The following is a 14,235-nucleotide window of genomic DNA, read 5'->3' as shown; positions in this document are numbered from 1 at the left end:
CCCAGGGCATGACGACCTTTCGCGCTACCGCGAAACAATAACGACCCCGCGCCGGGCCGCCCAGACTCTCGGACATGGCCGACTACCGAACCCTCCTCCGCACCCCCGAGTTCACCCCCCTCTTCCTTGGCTCGGCCGCACAGACCGCCGCGCAGACCGTCGGCGGACTCGCCCTCGGCACGCTCGTGTTCCGGGCGACCGGCTCCCCGCTGCTGTCGGCGGTGAGCATGTTCGGACCGTCGCTCGCCCAGGTGCTGGGCGCGACCTTCCTGCTCTCCGGCGCCGACCGGCTGCCCCCGCGTACGGCCCTGCCGGCGATCGCGCTGGCCTTCGCGGCCGGTACGGCCCTGCAGGCGTTGCCCGGGCTGCCGGTCGGCGCGGTCTTCGCCGTCGTCCTCACCCTGGGCCTGGTCGCCTCCCTCGGCGGCGGGGTCCGCTGGGGGCTGCTGAACGAGATCCTCGCCAAGGAGGGCTATCTGACGGGGCGCTCACTGTTCAACATGATGGGCGGCCTGATGCAGATCACCGGGTTCGCCACCGGCGGCGCCCTGCTGACCGCCCTCTCCCCGCACACCTGCCTGCTCCTCGCGGCGGCCCTGTACCTGACCGCCGCGCTGGTCCTGCGCCTGGGGCTGACCACGCGCCCGCCCCGGGCCGCGGGCCGCACCTCCCCGTCGGTGACCTGGCGCACCAACGCCCTGCTGTGGTCGTCCCGGCCGCGCCGTCTCACCTACCTGGGCCTGTGGCTGCCCAACGGCATGGTCGTGGGCTGCGAGTCCCTCTACGTGTCGTACGCCCCCCACGCGGCCGGCACCCTGTTCGCCTGCGGGGCGCTCGGCATGTTCGCCGGGGACGTGACGGTCGGCCGGCTGCTTCCCGCCGCCGTACGCGCGCGTCTGGCCACCCCGCTGCTGCTCCTGCTGGCGACGCCGTTCCTGGCGTTCTGCGCCCACCCGCCGGTGACCGTCGCCGCGGCCTGTGTGACGGTCGCCTCCGTCGGCTTCGGGGCGAGCCTCGTCCAGCAGGAACGCCTGATGGAACTGACCCCCGACGAACTCGCCGGACACGCCCTGGGGTTGCATGCGTGCGGCATGATGAGCCTGCAGGGCGTGAGCGCGGCGGTGGCCGGTGCGGTGGCCCAGTTCACCTCGCCCGCCGCGGCGATGACCGCGATGGCGGCGGGCTCGGTGTGCGTCACGCTGGCGCTGGCTACGGCTGCCCGTCGGCCGCCGACGCGACCTTCTGCTGAGCGGGCTGATCCGGTAGAGCCTGCTCACTTTGCTGAGCCTGGTCACTCCGCTGACCCTGCTCGCCCTGCTGAGCCTGCTCACTCCGCTGAGGCTGCTCACTCTGCTGAGCGCGCTGTGGCTGCTGATCTTGCTGAGCCTGCTGATCTGCTCGAGCCTGCGCCGGAACGCTCCCCGTCCTGATCTCGCCGTCGATCTTCTGCACCGCCCGGTCGAAGTACCGCAGCAGTTCGACGGGGAACGGCATCACCAGGGTGGAGTTCTTCTCGGCGGCCACCTCGACGACGGTCTGGAGCAGGCGCAGCTGCATGGCCTCCGGCGTGTCCGACATGATCCGCGAGGCGTTGGCGAGCTGCTGGGCGGCCTGGAACTCACCGTCGGCGGTGATCACCCGGGCCCGCCGCTCACGCTCCGCCTCGGCCTGCCGCGACATGGACCGCTTCAGCGACTCGGGCAGCTGTACGTCCTTGATCTCCACCCGGTCGATGTGGATGCCCCATCCCGCGGCCGGGCTGTCGATCATCAGCGCCAGCCCCTCGTGCAGCCGCTCCCGGTCACTCAGCAGATCGTCCAGATCGCTCTTGCCGATGATGGAGCGCAGGGAGGACTGGGCGACCTGCCCGACGGCGAAGACGTAGTCCTGCACCTCGATGGCCGCGCGCACCGGATCGGTGACCCGGAAGTAGACGACGGCGTCGACCTTCACCGACACGTTGTCCCGGGTGATGCCCTCCTGGGTGGGCACCGGCATGGTCACGACCTGCACGTTCACCTTGCGCATCCGGTCGGCGAACGGGATGAGGAAGGTGATGCCCGGCTGTCGGTGTCTGGGCAGCGCCCTGCCCAACCGGAACACCACCCCGCGCTCCACCTGATTGACGACCCGCATCCCGCTCCTCAGCACGAGCAACAGAAGGCCGACGATCACCACTGCCACGACAGTGCCTTCCATGGCACTCCCCTCTCCGACGCGAACCGGACACCGGGGAGGACACCGGGAGGAGACCCGGCGGATCCGGCCGACGCATCAGGGAAACGTAAAGAAACCGGCGGCCGTTGGCATCACGGGCCCCGAACGGCATCCGCCGCCCCTTTGGGCACGAACGCGACCAGGGCACGCCGCTCTCCTCCTGCTCGGCAGGCGCGTTCGCTGAGGGGACGGGAAGATGGATGCGTCCCGGCCACTGGATGGCCGCTCGCGCCAGAGCGCAGGTCCAACCAGCTGGAGGTGCCCTGAAGGGCGGTGAGTTCGTCCTCGGCTGCCGTGACGAGGTCGGAGGCGTCCAGACACCGCAGCCGACCGTGCCGGGGCGCAGGGCAGTTACGCGGTCTTCCGCAAACTCCACCAGAACGTGGGCCGAGTTCAGGCGCTACCTGCGGGACGACTCCACCGGGGCCGAGGACGAGGAACTGATCGCGGCGAAGATGACGGGCCGCTGGCGCATACGGTTCGCTGCTGCCCGAGGGGTCGTTGGAGGACGACGGAGCGGACCGCGGTCTGATGTTCGCGTTCATCGGCGCCCACCTGGGACGGCAGTTCGAGTTCGTCCAGTCGGAGTGGATGAACGACGGCGTCTTCTTCGGGTCGAGCGACACCAGGGACCCCGTCGTCGGGTCCGCTGACGGGGAGGTCGGCTTCACCATTCCCCGGCGGCCTTGCGGAGACGCCTTGCCCCGCTGCCCCGGTCCGTCGTCACCCGAGGGGGTGAGTACTGCTTCCTGCCGAGCCTGAGCGCTCTGCGCCGGCTGGGAGACCTGCGCGACTGACAGCGCGACTGACGAGGTGGTGGCGCGCGGGTGGCACGCCCGCGCGGGGTGGCACGCCCGTGACGTGATCCGCCGTCCGAGGGCAGGCACCACGGACACCGTGCGCCTCGCCCTCACCGCGGCCACGGTCATCTTCCACGAGGCCACGGTCATCTTCGTCGTGGCCACCATGTCCGCCGCCGTACCCGGCCGCTGTCGGCCTCACCTCCGCCGACCAGCCCGCCGTCCTGGGCATGCTCGCCGGGGTCCCTTCACGGACGCGGCGGACCCGGCGGACACGGTGGGCAGAGACGACCTGCGGCCGGCTGCCGAAACCACCGCACACGCGGAGTGGAGCGGCCGTGGATCACGCCGCCTGCGTGCCCGAGGCGGCCTCTTGCGCATCCTCGATCAGGTACGTCTCGTCTTCCCCGAAGTCCGGGGCCTGGAAGGGGTTTGTCGCCGGAGGGGGCGATGCCGCGGTGGAACAGCGGGTTTGCCCTTCCGGAGCGGAGAACAACGACGTCGGTTCGATGGCAGGTCTCTCTTTCGTTACAGGTCCCCGAAGGGCCCTGGTGTGCCGTGACCGGGCACGACGGTTCTACAGCTTGGTCATCTTGGCGTACGGGCTCAAGATCCGCATCTGCGCTGAGCCGAAATCGACGAGCACGGCGATTCCTTCTTCGATGCCGATCACCCGGCCGAGGCCGTGCGTGTCGTGTGTGACCTGGTCGCCCACGGCAAAATGCTTGGGAGTCGGAGTGACCGGGGCCTTGAAGGGGCTGGTGGGCAAATGACGCTTCGGTGCAGCAGGCTTTGTCATCCTCCTCAGTATGAGCCCACGGGGAACCCGTTCGCTGTGGCCGTCGGCACAGATCCTGACGGCACCCACCACCCCACGCCCCTGACCTGCGGTTTCGAGACGCGCTGGGCCGAAACTCGACCGTAAGGTCTTTTTCACCGACCACGGCGAACGACTGCATCGGGCACGTCTGGCATACGAGCGTGGGCCGCCGACAGCAAAAGACGGCCGGCGCCACCCGGGCTACGACGGCAAGCGCGCCCCGATCAGACCCACATCCGCCCCCGCAACCCCACCAACCTCAGTCCCCCCACCAGCTACAGCCACCCCACCCCGTCGCGTCGCCGGCGGTGGTCATTCCGGTGGCTTCGCGGCTCCGGCGGGACGGCACCGACGGGGGATTGCTGTGGTCGCGGTACGGGGCTGCTGCACACGAGCGGGTTACGGTCACCGGCATCCGGCCCGCCATCACCAGACGGCGGGCAGCGCGGCGAGAGCGGAAGCCGCCATTGCAGTGATGATCCGCGGCTTCCGCCATCCCGGTCGAACCGGCCACCACCCCGTCCGTGTCACCAGGACTCGGCTTCCCGGAACAGCGTGATCGCCTCCGCGAAGAACCAGGTCAAGAAACAGACGGAGAACACCAGACACGCAACCCACAGCCCCCACAAGACCCAACGGACCTCTCGTCGCACGCGCATGAGCGGATCATCCATCCTTACCGCGGCCGGAGTCGCGCCCCGCGTCGTGATGGAGACCCTCGGGCACTCCCGGATCAGCATCACCATGGACGTCCGCACCCCCGTCGTCCAGGACACCCGGCGCGAGGCCATGAGCCACATGGACCGCCTGCTCAGGAGGCGTCGTGCTGCAGTCAGGTCCCCGTCCCGTATGTGGTCGTGAACGGTGTGCGCAAGTGGGGTGATGTCAGTGAGGGCGACCGTCCACTCATCCGCGTAGCGGCGCGCGGCTTCTCCTGTGAGACCGAGCTGCAGCGAGCGGTGAGGAAGCGGTTGCAGGTGTAGGTCACGTTCCGGGTCCCACTGGACTCGAGCTGGAGGCCGCTCAACTGGCGTTTCCAGGTGGCGTGGAGCTCTCGGGGAACAAGGGCAGAGCGGTTCGCCGGGGCCCGGGGCGGATGCAGGGGCTGTCCAGCGGTGATCTCCGCACAGCGGGCGGTGAGGTGTTCGAGGGCGCCTTGAACCTGCCCGGTTTGCGGCGAGTTGTCTTGCTCACCCAGTAGGCCGTTGCTATGCCTTGGGCACTCAACTCTAGGGAGCACGCTGTGTACCAAGAGCCCCCTCTTCCCGCTCCTGCGCGTTCACGTGTCCGGGGATTCATCTGTGCCGTCGCGGCGATCGCCCTCGTGACGCTCACCGCCGCGAAAAGTCCCCCCGACGCCCACACCCGGACCGCGGCGGACCCGGCAGCCGTGGTCCGCGAGTGGAACGCCATCGCCACCGACACGATCAAGACCAGCCTCGGCCCACGCCCCTCCGGGCAGACAGCGATCTGGGAGGGATTCGTCTCCGTCGCCGTGTACAACGCCGTGGTGGGGATCGAAGGCGGCTACGCCCTGTACAAATGGCACGAGCGCGGTCCGGCCAAGGCATCCTCCGCGGCGGCCGCCGCCACCGCGGCCCACGACATGCTGCTCACCTACTTCCCCGCCTTCAAGGAGCGGCTCGACACCGCCTACGCGGACTCGCTCGCCGCTCTTCCGGCCGGTCATACCAGAGACCAGGGCGTGGACTACGGGAAGCGCGCCGCCGCCCGCATCATCGAACTCCGGGAAGGGGACGGAAGGTTCGCGGACGTTCCGTTCACCGCTTCCCCGGCGCCGGGGGTCTGGCGGCCCACCCCGCCCGCGTTCCAGCCCTTCATCGACACCTGGCTCGCCAGGCTCCGCCCCCTCCTGCTCACCTCCCCGCAGCAGTTCCGGCCCGGCGGACCACCCGCCCTCTCCTCGGCCGCCTACGCCGAGGATGTCCAGGAGCTGAAGACCATGGGCGTGAAGACCGGCTCGGGCAGGAGCGCGCAGCAGACCGAGACCGCCCTCTTCTTCAGCGGCAACCTGGTCGAACAGGTCCAGGTCGCCGTACGGGACCACGCCGCCCGGCACCGGCTCGGCATCGCCGAGACGGCCCGGCTGTTCGCCGCGGTGAACGCGTCGGCGACCGACGCCGTCGTCACGGCATGGGACGCCAAGCTCCACTACGGCACCTGGCGGCCGATCACCGCCATCCGCCTCGCCGACACCGACGGCAACCCCGCGACGACGGCGGACCCGGCCTGGGAGCCGCTGCTCCTCACCCCGCCACACCCGGACTACATCGCCGGCCATACGACCGTCGCCGCCGCCGTGGCACGCGCCCTGACCGGCGTCCTCCGCACCTCGCACATCGACCTCTACGTCCCCTCCGAGGTCACCGGCACCACGCGGTTCTACGGGTCCGCCGACGACCTCAACCGGGCGTCGTCGACGCGCGTGTGTGGGGCGGCGTCCACTCCCGCACGGCGGACGTAGTCGGCTGCCGGGCCGGCACCCGCGTGGCCGCCTGGGCGCTGGACCACTACTTCCAGCCGGTCGCCAAGGACGGCACCCAGCCGTCCCTGCCGACCCGAGCGGCTCGGCAGGACAGTCTCGCCGAGCCGGAGTGCGGCGACGACACCGCCTGAGACGTCGTCTCATTTGGTGAATCTGCGGTAGCAGATGAGGCTGCAGCCGATGGCCGTGAAGGCCAGGAAGTGTTCGGCCTTGCGTTCGTAGCGGCGGTGCAAACGGCGGCAGCCGCCCAGCCAGGACATCGTGCGCTCGATCGTCCAGCGATGCCGGCCCAGCCGGGTGGAGGACTGGATGCCCTTGCGGGCGATGCGGTGCCGGATACTTCGCTTTCGCAGCCATCGGCGCAGGTGGTCATAGTCGTAGCCTTTGTCCGCGTGCAGCTTGGCCGGCCGTCGTCTGCGCGGGCCGCGGCGGGAGCGGATCGTCGGGATGCCGCGCACCAGTGGCTCGAGCGCCTGACTGTCGTGCAGGTTCGCGCCGGAGATCCCGATCGAGAGGGGTACACCGGTTCGCTCGGTGATCGAAATGGATCTTCGAGCCCTTCTTGCCCCGGTCCACAGGATTCGGACCTGTCAGGCCCCCCTTTCAAGGCCCGCATGTTGTCCGAGTCGATCGCGCAACGCGACCAGTCCAGATCTCCCCTCACGATCCCCGTGCCGGCGCCGGACGCCGCCCTGCGGCCGTGATGGACCCCTCTCTGCCAGGCAGTGTTCAGAACGAGGGCTGCCTCTTCGGGAGTGGGCAGGTCGGGGTTCGGTTTGGGTTGGGATGGCGGCTCGGCGAGGGCCGCCACGTTCGTCGTCACGTAGCCCCGGCGCAGGCCCCGGTTGAGCGCCGGGCGCAGGATGAAGTGAATCTTGCGGACGGAGTTCGCGGCGAGTGGCTCGCAGACGTGCTTCTGCTTCGTCTTGGGGTCGGTCTTGCCGTTGCGTCGGCCTTCGCACCGCTCTTGGCACTGGCGGAGGCGGGCGTAGAAGAGCTCCGGCATCTCCGCGGTCAGCTTGCCCGCCTTGAGGTCGCCGAACGTGGACTTGAGCTAATTGCGGATGATGCCCTCGGCCCGTTCGTACGACGTCTCGTCGAGCTCCGCGACGCCTGGCCACCGGTCGAGCAGAAACGACATAGTCACCTGCGTCTCGGGGTGGCGCTTCTCGTCGACCTGGTGCAGGAGTCTGGTGCGGGCCTTCTCCGCCTCGGTCTCCGTCTCGGCCTGCTCGTGGAGGTAGATGTCCTTCTTCGTGAGCGGGTCACGCCCGGCGTCGACCCGGACCTGGAAGCCGGCCCCGTTGGGACGGATGCTGCCGCGCTGACGTCGCTTGTTCTTGGTGTTCGCCATGGCCCTGGAACCTATTCATGGATGATGCCATGGCTACGGCGAACAGCGCGCCTACCTCAGAGAGGTAAACGCGCTGGTCAGACCTGGTGCCCCCGGCAGGATTCGAACCTGCGACACCCGCTTTCGGAGTTCGATCGCTTCTCGACACTGGAGGGGAAGCCCCCGGCCGCAGTCGCCACGCCGGACCGCCCAGGAGCGCTGACGTCCGGCGTTGTTGATGTCACTCGTGGATGTCAGAACGTGTAGCCGCGTGCTCGCTGGCACCAGGGGCCCTGATTGACCCGGAGGGCATCAATGCGGGGAGCATGGCGTACCTCTGAGCATGCCTGTTGGCCCTATCACAGGACGTTCTGGTGATCCCAGTACTCGGTTTGGAGTAGGCGTGAGCTTTTGTAGCGCTGGACAAGCCGCTCGAAATGTCGACCTTCAAGGGGAGAGGCGTGATTGCGCCGCTCCACGATGTATGGCTCGATGGCGGCCCAGACCTGCGGCGGAGAACGATGGAAACAAGCCAGTATGAGATCAAAGGCCAGTAGTCTTTGCTCGACCAGAACCCCCAGCAATTCGAGCTGATCATGAAGTTGCCAGAAAGCATGGAAATCTTCACTGCTCATACGAGAGGGGTCAAACGTTTCAGGTGATCCGAACTCGCCACTTATGAGACGGTGCCGAAAGTGGCGAGCGGCGGGTGCGTGATATTTCTCCTGGAATGAGAGGAGGAGTTGCACATGGCGTGAAAGACGTGCCTCCTTGATCTGCGAGTAGGCGAAGAAGGAGGCGGCGATCACGAATAAGGTCCCGACCCCGGCACTCACGGCACTGACAGCTTCCCAGACGTCCCCCATGCCTCGCAGTACAGCACTTCATCGAGCTGTGGGGTAGGTGGCGTGTGCTGGCGGAACTTCAGGCATGGGGCTCCGTGCCCCCCCAGCTGCCCGAACCGCCCTGCCCGCCTGTGGTGAAGGGCTGTCCGGGTGGTCCATGCCGGGACCCTCCTTGGGAGGCACATCCGCAAGGACCTCTTCGTCCCGAAGCAACTGGCAGGGGTGTGCTGTCTTGGGCTGCTGCGCGTCTCACCTGCGCTGATGGTCCACAGACGTTCGCGCTCGTCCGCCGATGTTCGTCGGCGTTGTCACGCAATTAGACACTCACCCCGCGGCTGCAGCTCACTTCTTGCGGCGCTTGCTCGCCCTCTTCTTCAGCTCGGCCTGGCCGCGCTTCGTCCAGTCACCTTGGTGGAGGTAGCAGCGCGATGTGCCCTTCACTGTCTTGTTCTGGCAACGAGTGCCGATTGCCGTTGGCCAACCGCACTTCCCTTGCTTCCACTCGCCCACCGTCCACCCCCCCCGGTAGTCCGGCTCACCTGTCGACGCCCAGCGTGCGTGACCGTGCAGACGTAGGGGAGGGCGCATGGCTGGCGGCACCCGGCCCTCAGGCGTACGCGGTCAGTACATCCGGCGCATCTCCTTGTTGTGCACGCTTTCCAACTGTGGTGGCGGGACGGGGGGCTGCGTGCGGGGGCGTTCACCTGGGTTCATGTGCGGCTGGCCTCCGGTGTCGGCACGGCTTCGGGCCTGGTCTGAACGGCCGTGAACGGGGCTGAATGAGACGGGAACTGAGACGGACGTCGATCACAGGCCGTCCTGGCAAGGCGCCATCGCATCGAGTGCAGACCTACTCGAAGCTAGCTCCTAGTGAGTCCCGCATGGCGGCGCGGAGATGCCGCAAGGCGGTGTCGTACGGGTGGTGGAGCGCCTGCCACTCGGCGGAATCATCACCTACCTCGAGGTTAGTCGTGGCGATCGCGACTCGCACCGCTCTCAGGAGGTCGTAGGCGTCGCGTGCGGCGTCGTAGACGCCAGGAGGTGCCACGAGAAACAGTTCGTACCTGGCCGCTATCACGCCGGTCGAGCGAAATGCCTCCACCACATCGCTACTAGCGATCGGCGTGGGGCGGCTCAACGCGAGTGTTTGTAATGCGGTTTCAGCCTCGGTCAGTGCAGTGAGGTACCGGACGTACGCAGTCCGCCGCAGTTCTGCGTGCCGGAGCCGTTGGTCTCGTTTCGTTCGCACTGCTTCTACGACCAGCGTTGAGCCAACGCCAAGCACGCCGCCGCTCAACGTGCTGATCAGCGTCAACCATCCCATGCTGCCAAGCTATGAGGCCGCGACTCCGCATGGTAGGGCGCGTACCCGACGGGGTACTCACCTTCTAGTCCGTCTCGTGCGCCGGCAGACGAGGCAGTGCGGGGCGAGCCCGCTGGTACAACACCGCTTTAGGAGCGAGGTGGGGCGGCTGCTGCTCTGACCTGCGAACTGTCCACATGGGCGGATCAAGGGGCAGTCACCCGCCGGCCACTGCCGTTCCCCGTGGCTCCCCGCTAGATCTGGCACGGGTGTGGCACGGGACCTTCTGATCCGTAGCTCTACAGAGATCGGTCGGAGAGCGTCATACAGGTCGCGCTTCGGCCTCAATGGGACGCTACGGGTTGCGGCTGGTTGCTGAGGTTGCTGTACTCGGCTGCTGTACAGCAGGATCCTGGCGGCCCAGGAGGACCCTTGGATGCAGGTCTAGCGGCCGTCCTCGGGGCCGTCACAGGGGCTGTCAGCACCCTGCTCGCATCCGTTGTCACCGGTTGGTCGCAGCGCGCGGGAACTCGGATCACCGTACGTGCTGAACATCGCCGGGACGTGCGTGAGGTACGCCGGACCGCCTACCGCGGTTTCCTCGCAGCGGCCGGGCCGGTGGAGGAGATGGTGGTCAACTTCCATCGTCTATCGGGCGTACCGCTACATCTGTTCACGCCTGGGCTAGTCAGCCGCAGCGAAGAGTTGTACCGATCTCTCGATAGCGCATGGCGCGAGGTTGTACTGAATAGCCCAGTTGAGGTTCTTCAGCATGCAACGGCCGTCAAAGAGAAGGCGCTCGATCTTTTGACCTTCGTCAAGGACGGAGCCAGTCACCTCGAACGGTCAGCGCCATCCGTCGAATTCGACGCTGAAACGGTAGGTACTTTCTTGGAGTCGACTCGGACGATCGAAGACGACATGAGCGGCTTCCGTCGTCAAGCTGCAGAAGCGCTACTAGACGACGGCACAGGGTGAGCATGGCCGCACTCAACTTTGTAGTTGCTCGAGCAGCGTGCTGTAACCGCCGAGGACCAGCACGCCGTCGTGATGCCGTGGCCTCAGGGACCGACCTTTCGTCTCGAAGTAACTCAGGATGATCGCTGCCCTTGGGCTGTTGCGCCTGTCATCTGCCCTGATGGTCCGCTAATGTTCGCGGCCGTTCGCGGTTGTGCGTCGTGGTTCTCAGGAAGTCAGACACTCAGCGCGGCCTCGCACGCGGAGCAGGCTCCTAGACGAGTCATTCCGATGTGATCAGTGGTCGTAGGCGATGAGGGAGCGTGTGACCGGCTGGCCGGTCTTGTGGTTGTGCCAGATCGCGGCGGCCATCGCGAGGACGCGCTGGGCGACGCGGGCTGCGACGCCTTCGAAGGTCCGGCCGCCGTGCTGTTCCAGGTCGAGCTGGCCCTTGAGGGTGTCGTTGACCGACTCGATCAACTGTCGCACTGATTTCAGGAGGCTCTCGCCCTTGCGTTTGTTCTCGCGCTTGAACGACGGCCGCAACAACTCGACACCCCGCAAGGCCAGATCGGCCTCGAACTCCGTGGAGGCGAAACCCTTGTCGGAGATCACCAGCAGCCCCGGCCGGTCCGTGACCGTCTCCGGTTCGCGGTCGAGCATCGCGGTCAGTACCTCGCGTTCGTCGATCTTCGGGTTGGCAAGAGCCCACAGGATGGGCATCCCGGTCGGGGTGCATACCAGGAACAGGCGAAGGCCCCAGAAGAACCGGCTGTGGCTGGCGCAGTACCCGTACCCGGCCCAGCCGGCCATGTCCGACCGCTTCACGGTCGGACGCGAGCGACCGCATTCCACCGGCGTGGAGTCGACGATCCAATGGTTGTCGAACCAGAAGTCCGTGTCGGCGGCCAAGAGCCGTATGGTCTTCTTGACCAGCGGCAACGCGTCCCTCAGCCGCTTGTTCCAGCCAGGCTGCCTGGGCACGTACGGGAACATTGCACCCAAGCGGGAGTCTACGAACCGCAGCCACCGCGACTCCGAAGTGAAGCCCAGCAGCGCCTGCGCGACGGCGAGGCAGACGAGCTCGGAGTCCGTCAGCCGCGGCGGTCGGCCCAGCCATCGGGTGCCTCCGATCTCGTCGTCGATCGTCACGTACAGTGCGGTCAGCAGGGCGTCCAGGTTGCTCGTCACACAACGATCTTGGATGCCCTGTCTGCGTTCCCGGACACCATCAGCATGCGAATGTCAACGAGAGCTGCACCGCCAGTTCGGTCGGCGACCGTTCCAGCATTCGTGACAGGGTGAACGAATGGCGACGAACCGCGGGCACTCACCCGATCTCCACCCCACCGGATTCGAACCGTGGTCGGACACCACCCCGGCCCACAGAGATCTCCTCGCGGCGAAAGCGCTCGTCTACGACCCCTGCGGGTTCACCTGCTCGCAGCCGGCCCCAGAAACCGAGAGTGCCGCATACGCCGCCCACGCCTTCACCGTTGACGGACTCGCCATCCGATTCCGCGCAGCCAAGACGACCCCGACCAAGGTCGGACAGTTCGTCACCGTATGGAAGAGGTCCCCGGGCGGGCCCATCCAGCCTTTCGACGCCACCGACCCCGTCGACCTCTTCGTCGTCAGCACCCGCGACCATCATCACTTCGGCCAGTTCATCTTTCCTATGGACGCGCTCTGCCAACACGGTGTCGCATCAGCAGACGGCTCCGGTGGGAAACGAGCCTTCCGCGTCTACCCGCCCTGGGTGACCACCACCAACCGCCAAGCCGGCACTGCGCAGGCGTGGCAACTGGACTACTTCCTACACCTGCCCCAGGACCGACCCATCGATTCCGCCCGCGCCCAAGAGCTGTACCACCCATAGGACGCACGCCCGGCCGGGGTGACACGATCGCCTACGACCTCTGATCATTCGGAATGACTCGTCTAGGGGGCCACGTAGCGCCTCGTACAGGTCGCCGCCGTAGGTGGTCCAGCAGTCGATGCTGCCGTCGTCGTACCCGGGTGGCCCGCATCGCCGAGGCGGCGGAGGCCCCAGGCAGCATGGGCGACTACATCAGCACGCACATCGTGGAGGGGCCGCGCGGCCTCCAGGGAATCGTGCGCTGTGACCACCTCAAGGTGCGCCTGATGCTGGACGGCACCCGTCCCCACCTGATTCGGCCCTGTAACAGGAGGTACCTGCGGTTCGAGGTAGGCGGCGACGTGGTGTTCACCAAGTTGGTCCGTCATCCCGGCATGCAGGCCAGCGACTTCATGGGCAGAGCGCTGCGTCTAGGCCGATGAATGGGGGCGCACGGCATCGTCGTGCGCCCCCTGAGCGGAAGATCAAATACATCAACGCAGGTCATTGATACCGAAGTTCCATTACGTCACCCGCTTCACAAAATGGGTGCCGCACATCACAGCTCTCCAAGGCCCCCGGGATTTGCGTTCGGTTGGCGTTCTGGCAATCTGGATGCAGTGGAGATCCCACAGCGCCGCACCTAGTGCGGTGTCGGCCCAACCCACGTGTTCCCGGTGAGCGCCAGATCCTATCGGTGCAAGATCACTGAAAGGAAATGACAGAAGTCCCTGTCGACTGACGAAAGGAGAGCTGACGAACAGACACCACTGCACCCCGTGACGGAGCCTCCGTCGTACGGGGTGTGCCGGAAGACCCGGTCGTAGCGCAAGGCCGCACAGCGCGGACCTGTGCTGAGCCGCACAGCGGAACACAGACGACCGAAGGTCTACCGCCGAGAGGTCTCGACCTCTACGTGCAACAGCAATCGAAACGATCCATCGACCGCGAGGTCCTCGGATCGGAAGTTTGCTTCCGGTTATCCGTATCGCACAAGGCGATGCGGTGCGTGGTGCTGAAAGGGACATCGTGGAGTTGCTGCAAATGGTGGCATTCGTGCTGCTGCATTACTGTCACCCGCTCATTGTAGGTACTGAGATGATGCGGCTGATCAAGGGATGGATTATCTTTTTCCGCCCTGAACCCCTGCGGGAGCCCGAGCTTCGGCCGGCGCTTCAGCCCCAACGTCGTGAGGTGCAGCCGGAGACCCCGGACGGCGTCGTTATTCACGCACCACGGGGCGCCGCGAAGAAAATCAAGATCACCATCGAGTGGGGCGGCGACGATCCAGATGATCCAGCCGACAGCCAAACGGATGATTGATCCGTAGGCGCCACGCTTTGTGAGCCAGTAGGGCCCGGAAGTTCGCTGTTCTCGTCAGCGAGCGCCCGGGCCCTAGTGGTGCGATACCACAACTCGGCAGATGGTAGTCCGGCTACCCTGATCTGCACCTACGGGTGGGGAGGTCGCAGAGGTCCGTCGGGTTGGTGGCCGGGGGTGTCGGGTCTGGTGCAGGTTCAGGTGACAGGTTCGGTCACGCGGCCTGGAGGGCCGGTGTGGTCATGACGGTCTCGAATTCGACGGGTGTCAGCCGGC

12 protein-coding genes and 4 pseudogenes are annotated in these 14,235 nt (G+C 66.8%); 8 read left to right on the top strand and 8 right to left on the bottom strand.

Features of this window, described 5'->3' with window-relative positions:
- The first annotated feature begins 74 nt into the window (after positions 1–74).
- A complete protein-coding gene (locus ACIGYR_RS30900; RefSeq protein ID WP_399606321.1) occupies positions 75–1,430 on the top strand; it encodes an MFS transporter in 1,356 nt (451 codons plus the stop codon).
- A 12-nt stretch (positions 1,431–1,442) separates the two neighbouring features.
- Here ACIGYR_RS30900 and ACIGYR_RS30895 read toward each other — a convergent pair.
- A pseudogene (locus ACIGYR_RS30895) lies at positions 1,443–2,199 on the bottom strand (slipin family protein); the annotation flags it as partial.
- 1,395 nt (positions 2,200–3,594) lie between these two features.
- Positions 3,595–3,816, bottom strand: a complete 222-nt coding sequence (locus tag ACIGYR_RS30890) for a CarD family transcriptional regulator (protein ID WP_391846835.1) — start codon at positions 3,814–3,816, stop codon at positions 3,595–3,597.
- A 693-nt stretch (positions 3,817–4,509) separates the two neighbouring features.
- Between ACIGYR_RS30890 and ACIGYR_RS30885 the strand changes: the two are divergent.
- Positions 4,510–4,698, top strand: a pseudogene (locus ACIGYR_RS30885) (oxidoreductase); the annotation flags it as partial.
- On the opposite strand, the pseudogene ACIGYR_RS30880 reads toward ACIGYR_RS30885, so the two are convergent.
- Positions 4,638–4,882, bottom strand: a pseudogene (locus ACIGYR_RS30880) (DUF4291 family protein); the annotation flags it as partial. The pseudogenes ACIGYR_RS30885 and ACIGYR_RS30880 sit on opposite strands and share 61 nt — an antisense overlap.
- Positions 4,883–5,161: 279 nt before the next feature.
- Here ACIGYR_RS30880 and ACIGYR_RS30875 point away from each other — a divergent pair.
- Positions 5,162–6,322: a vanadium-dependent haloperoxidase gene (locus ACIGYR_RS30875; RefSeq protein ID WP_399606324.1), complete on the top strand. Its 1,161-nt coding sequence runs from the start codon at positions 5,162–5,164 to the stop codon at positions 6,320–6,322.
- A 23-nt stretch (positions 6,323–6,345) separates the two neighbouring features.
- On the top strand, positions 6,346–6,474 hold the full coding sequence (locus tag ACIGYR_RS30870; RefSeq protein WP_399606326.1) for a hypothetical protein: 129 nt from the start codon (positions 6,346–6,348) through the stop codon (positions 6,472–6,474).
- A gap of 9 nt (positions 6,475–6,483) precedes the next feature.
- Here ACIGYR_RS30870 and ACIGYR_RS30865 read toward each other — a convergent pair.
- From ACIGYR_RS30865 to ACIGYR_RS30850, 4 genes and pseudogenes are all read right to left on the bottom strand, one after another.
- A pseudogene (locus ACIGYR_RS30865) lies at positions 6,484–7,004 on the bottom strand (IS5 family transposase); the annotation flags it as partial.
- 393 nt (positions 7,005–7,397) lie between these two features.
- Positions 7,398–7,697 carry a hypothetical protein gene (locus ACIGYR_RS30860; RefSeq protein WP_399606327.1) on the bottom strand — a complete coding sequence of 100 codons (300 nt, stop codon included), beginning with the start codon at positions 7,695–7,697 and terminating at the stop codon, positions 7,398–7,400.
- Positions 7,698–8,035: 338 nt separating this feature from the next.
- Positions 8,036–8,542 (bottom strand): hypothetical protein, encoded by a 507-nt coding sequence (locus ACIGYR_RS30855; RefSeq protein ID WP_399606329.1) that lies wholly within the window; start codon positions 8,540–8,542, stop codon positions 8,036–8,038.
- Positions 8,543–9,371: 829 nt separating this feature from the next.
- Complete coding sequence (locus tag ACIGYR_RS30850) at positions 9,372–9,836, bottom strand: hypothetical protein (RefSeq protein WP_400014360.1); 465 nt, start codon at positions 9,834–9,836, stop codon at positions 9,372–9,374.
- 420 nt (positions 9,837–10,256) lie between these two features.
- Here ACIGYR_RS30850 and ACIGYR_RS30845 point away from each other — a divergent pair, with 420 nt between their 5' ends.
- Positions 10,257–10,802, top strand: a complete 546-nt coding sequence (locus ACIGYR_RS30845) for a hypothetical protein (protein ID WP_399606335.1) — start codon at positions 10,257–10,259, stop codon at positions 10,800–10,802.
- A gap of 276 nt (positions 10,803–11,078) precedes the next feature.
- On the opposite strand, the gene ACIGYR_RS30840 is transcribed toward ACIGYR_RS30845, so the two are convergent.
- On the bottom strand, positions 11,079–11,972 hold the full coding sequence (locus ACIGYR_RS30840) for an IS982 family transposase (protein WP_399606337.1): 894 nt from the start codon (positions 11,970–11,972) through the stop codon (positions 11,079–11,081).
- A 118-nt stretch (positions 11,973–12,090) separates the two neighbouring features.
- Between ACIGYR_RS30840 and ACIGYR_RS30835 the strand changes: the two genes are divergently transcribed.
- The 3 genes from ACIGYR_RS30835 (at position 12,091) to ACIGYR_RS30825 (ending at position 13,962) form a co-directional block, all read left to right on the top strand.
- On the top strand, positions 12,091–12,660 hold the full coding sequence (locus ACIGYR_RS30835) for a MepB family protein (protein WP_399606338.1): 570 nt from the start codon (positions 12,091–12,093) through the stop codon (positions 12,658–12,660).
- A gap of 140 nt (positions 12,661–12,800) precedes the next feature.
- On the top strand, positions 12,801–13,082 hold the full coding sequence (locus ACIGYR_RS30830; protein ID WP_399606341.1) for a hypothetical protein: 282 nt from the start codon (positions 12,801–12,803) through the stop codon (positions 13,080–13,082).
- 586 nt (positions 13,083–13,668) lie between these two features.
- Positions 13,669–13,962 (top strand): hypothetical protein, encoded by a 294-nt coding sequence (locus ACIGYR_RS30825; protein ID WP_399606344.1) that lies wholly within the window; start codon positions 13,669–13,671, stop codon positions 13,960–13,962.
- The last annotated feature ends 273 nt before the right edge of the window (positions 13,963–14,235 follow it).

The sequence above is a fragment of the Streptomyces sp. NPDC053076 genome (genome assembly GCF_044546845.1).
In the GTDB taxonomy this organism is placed as follows: domain Bacteria; phylum Actinomycetota; class Actinomycetes; order Streptomycetales; family Streptomycetaceae; genus Streptomyces.
This window is presented reverse-complemented; position numbering and strand designations above follow the sequence as displayed.

Excerpts from the sequence above, each read along its gene's own strand:
- ACIGYR_RS30900 (WP_399606321.1), top strand. The coding sequence starts at position 75 with ATGGCCGACTACCGAACCCTCCTCCGCACCCCCGAGTTCACCCCCCTC.
- ACIGYR_RS30890 (WP_391846835.1), bottom strand. The coding sequence starts at position 3,816 with ATGACAAAGCCTGCTGCACCGAAGCGTCATTTGCCCACCAGCCCCTTC.
- ACIGYR_RS30860 (WP_399606327.1), bottom strand. The coding sequence starts at position 7,697 with ATGGCGAACACCAAGAACAAGCGACGTCAGCGCGGCAGCATCCGTCCC.
- ACIGYR_RS30855 (WP_399606329.1), bottom strand. The coding sequence starts at position 8,542 with ATGGGGGACGTCTGGGAAGCTGTCAGTGCCGTGAGTGCCGGGGTCGGG.
- ACIGYR_RS30835 (WP_399606338.1), top strand. The coding sequence starts at position 12,091 with ATGGCGACGAACCGCGGGCACTCACCCGATCTCCACCCCACCGGATTC.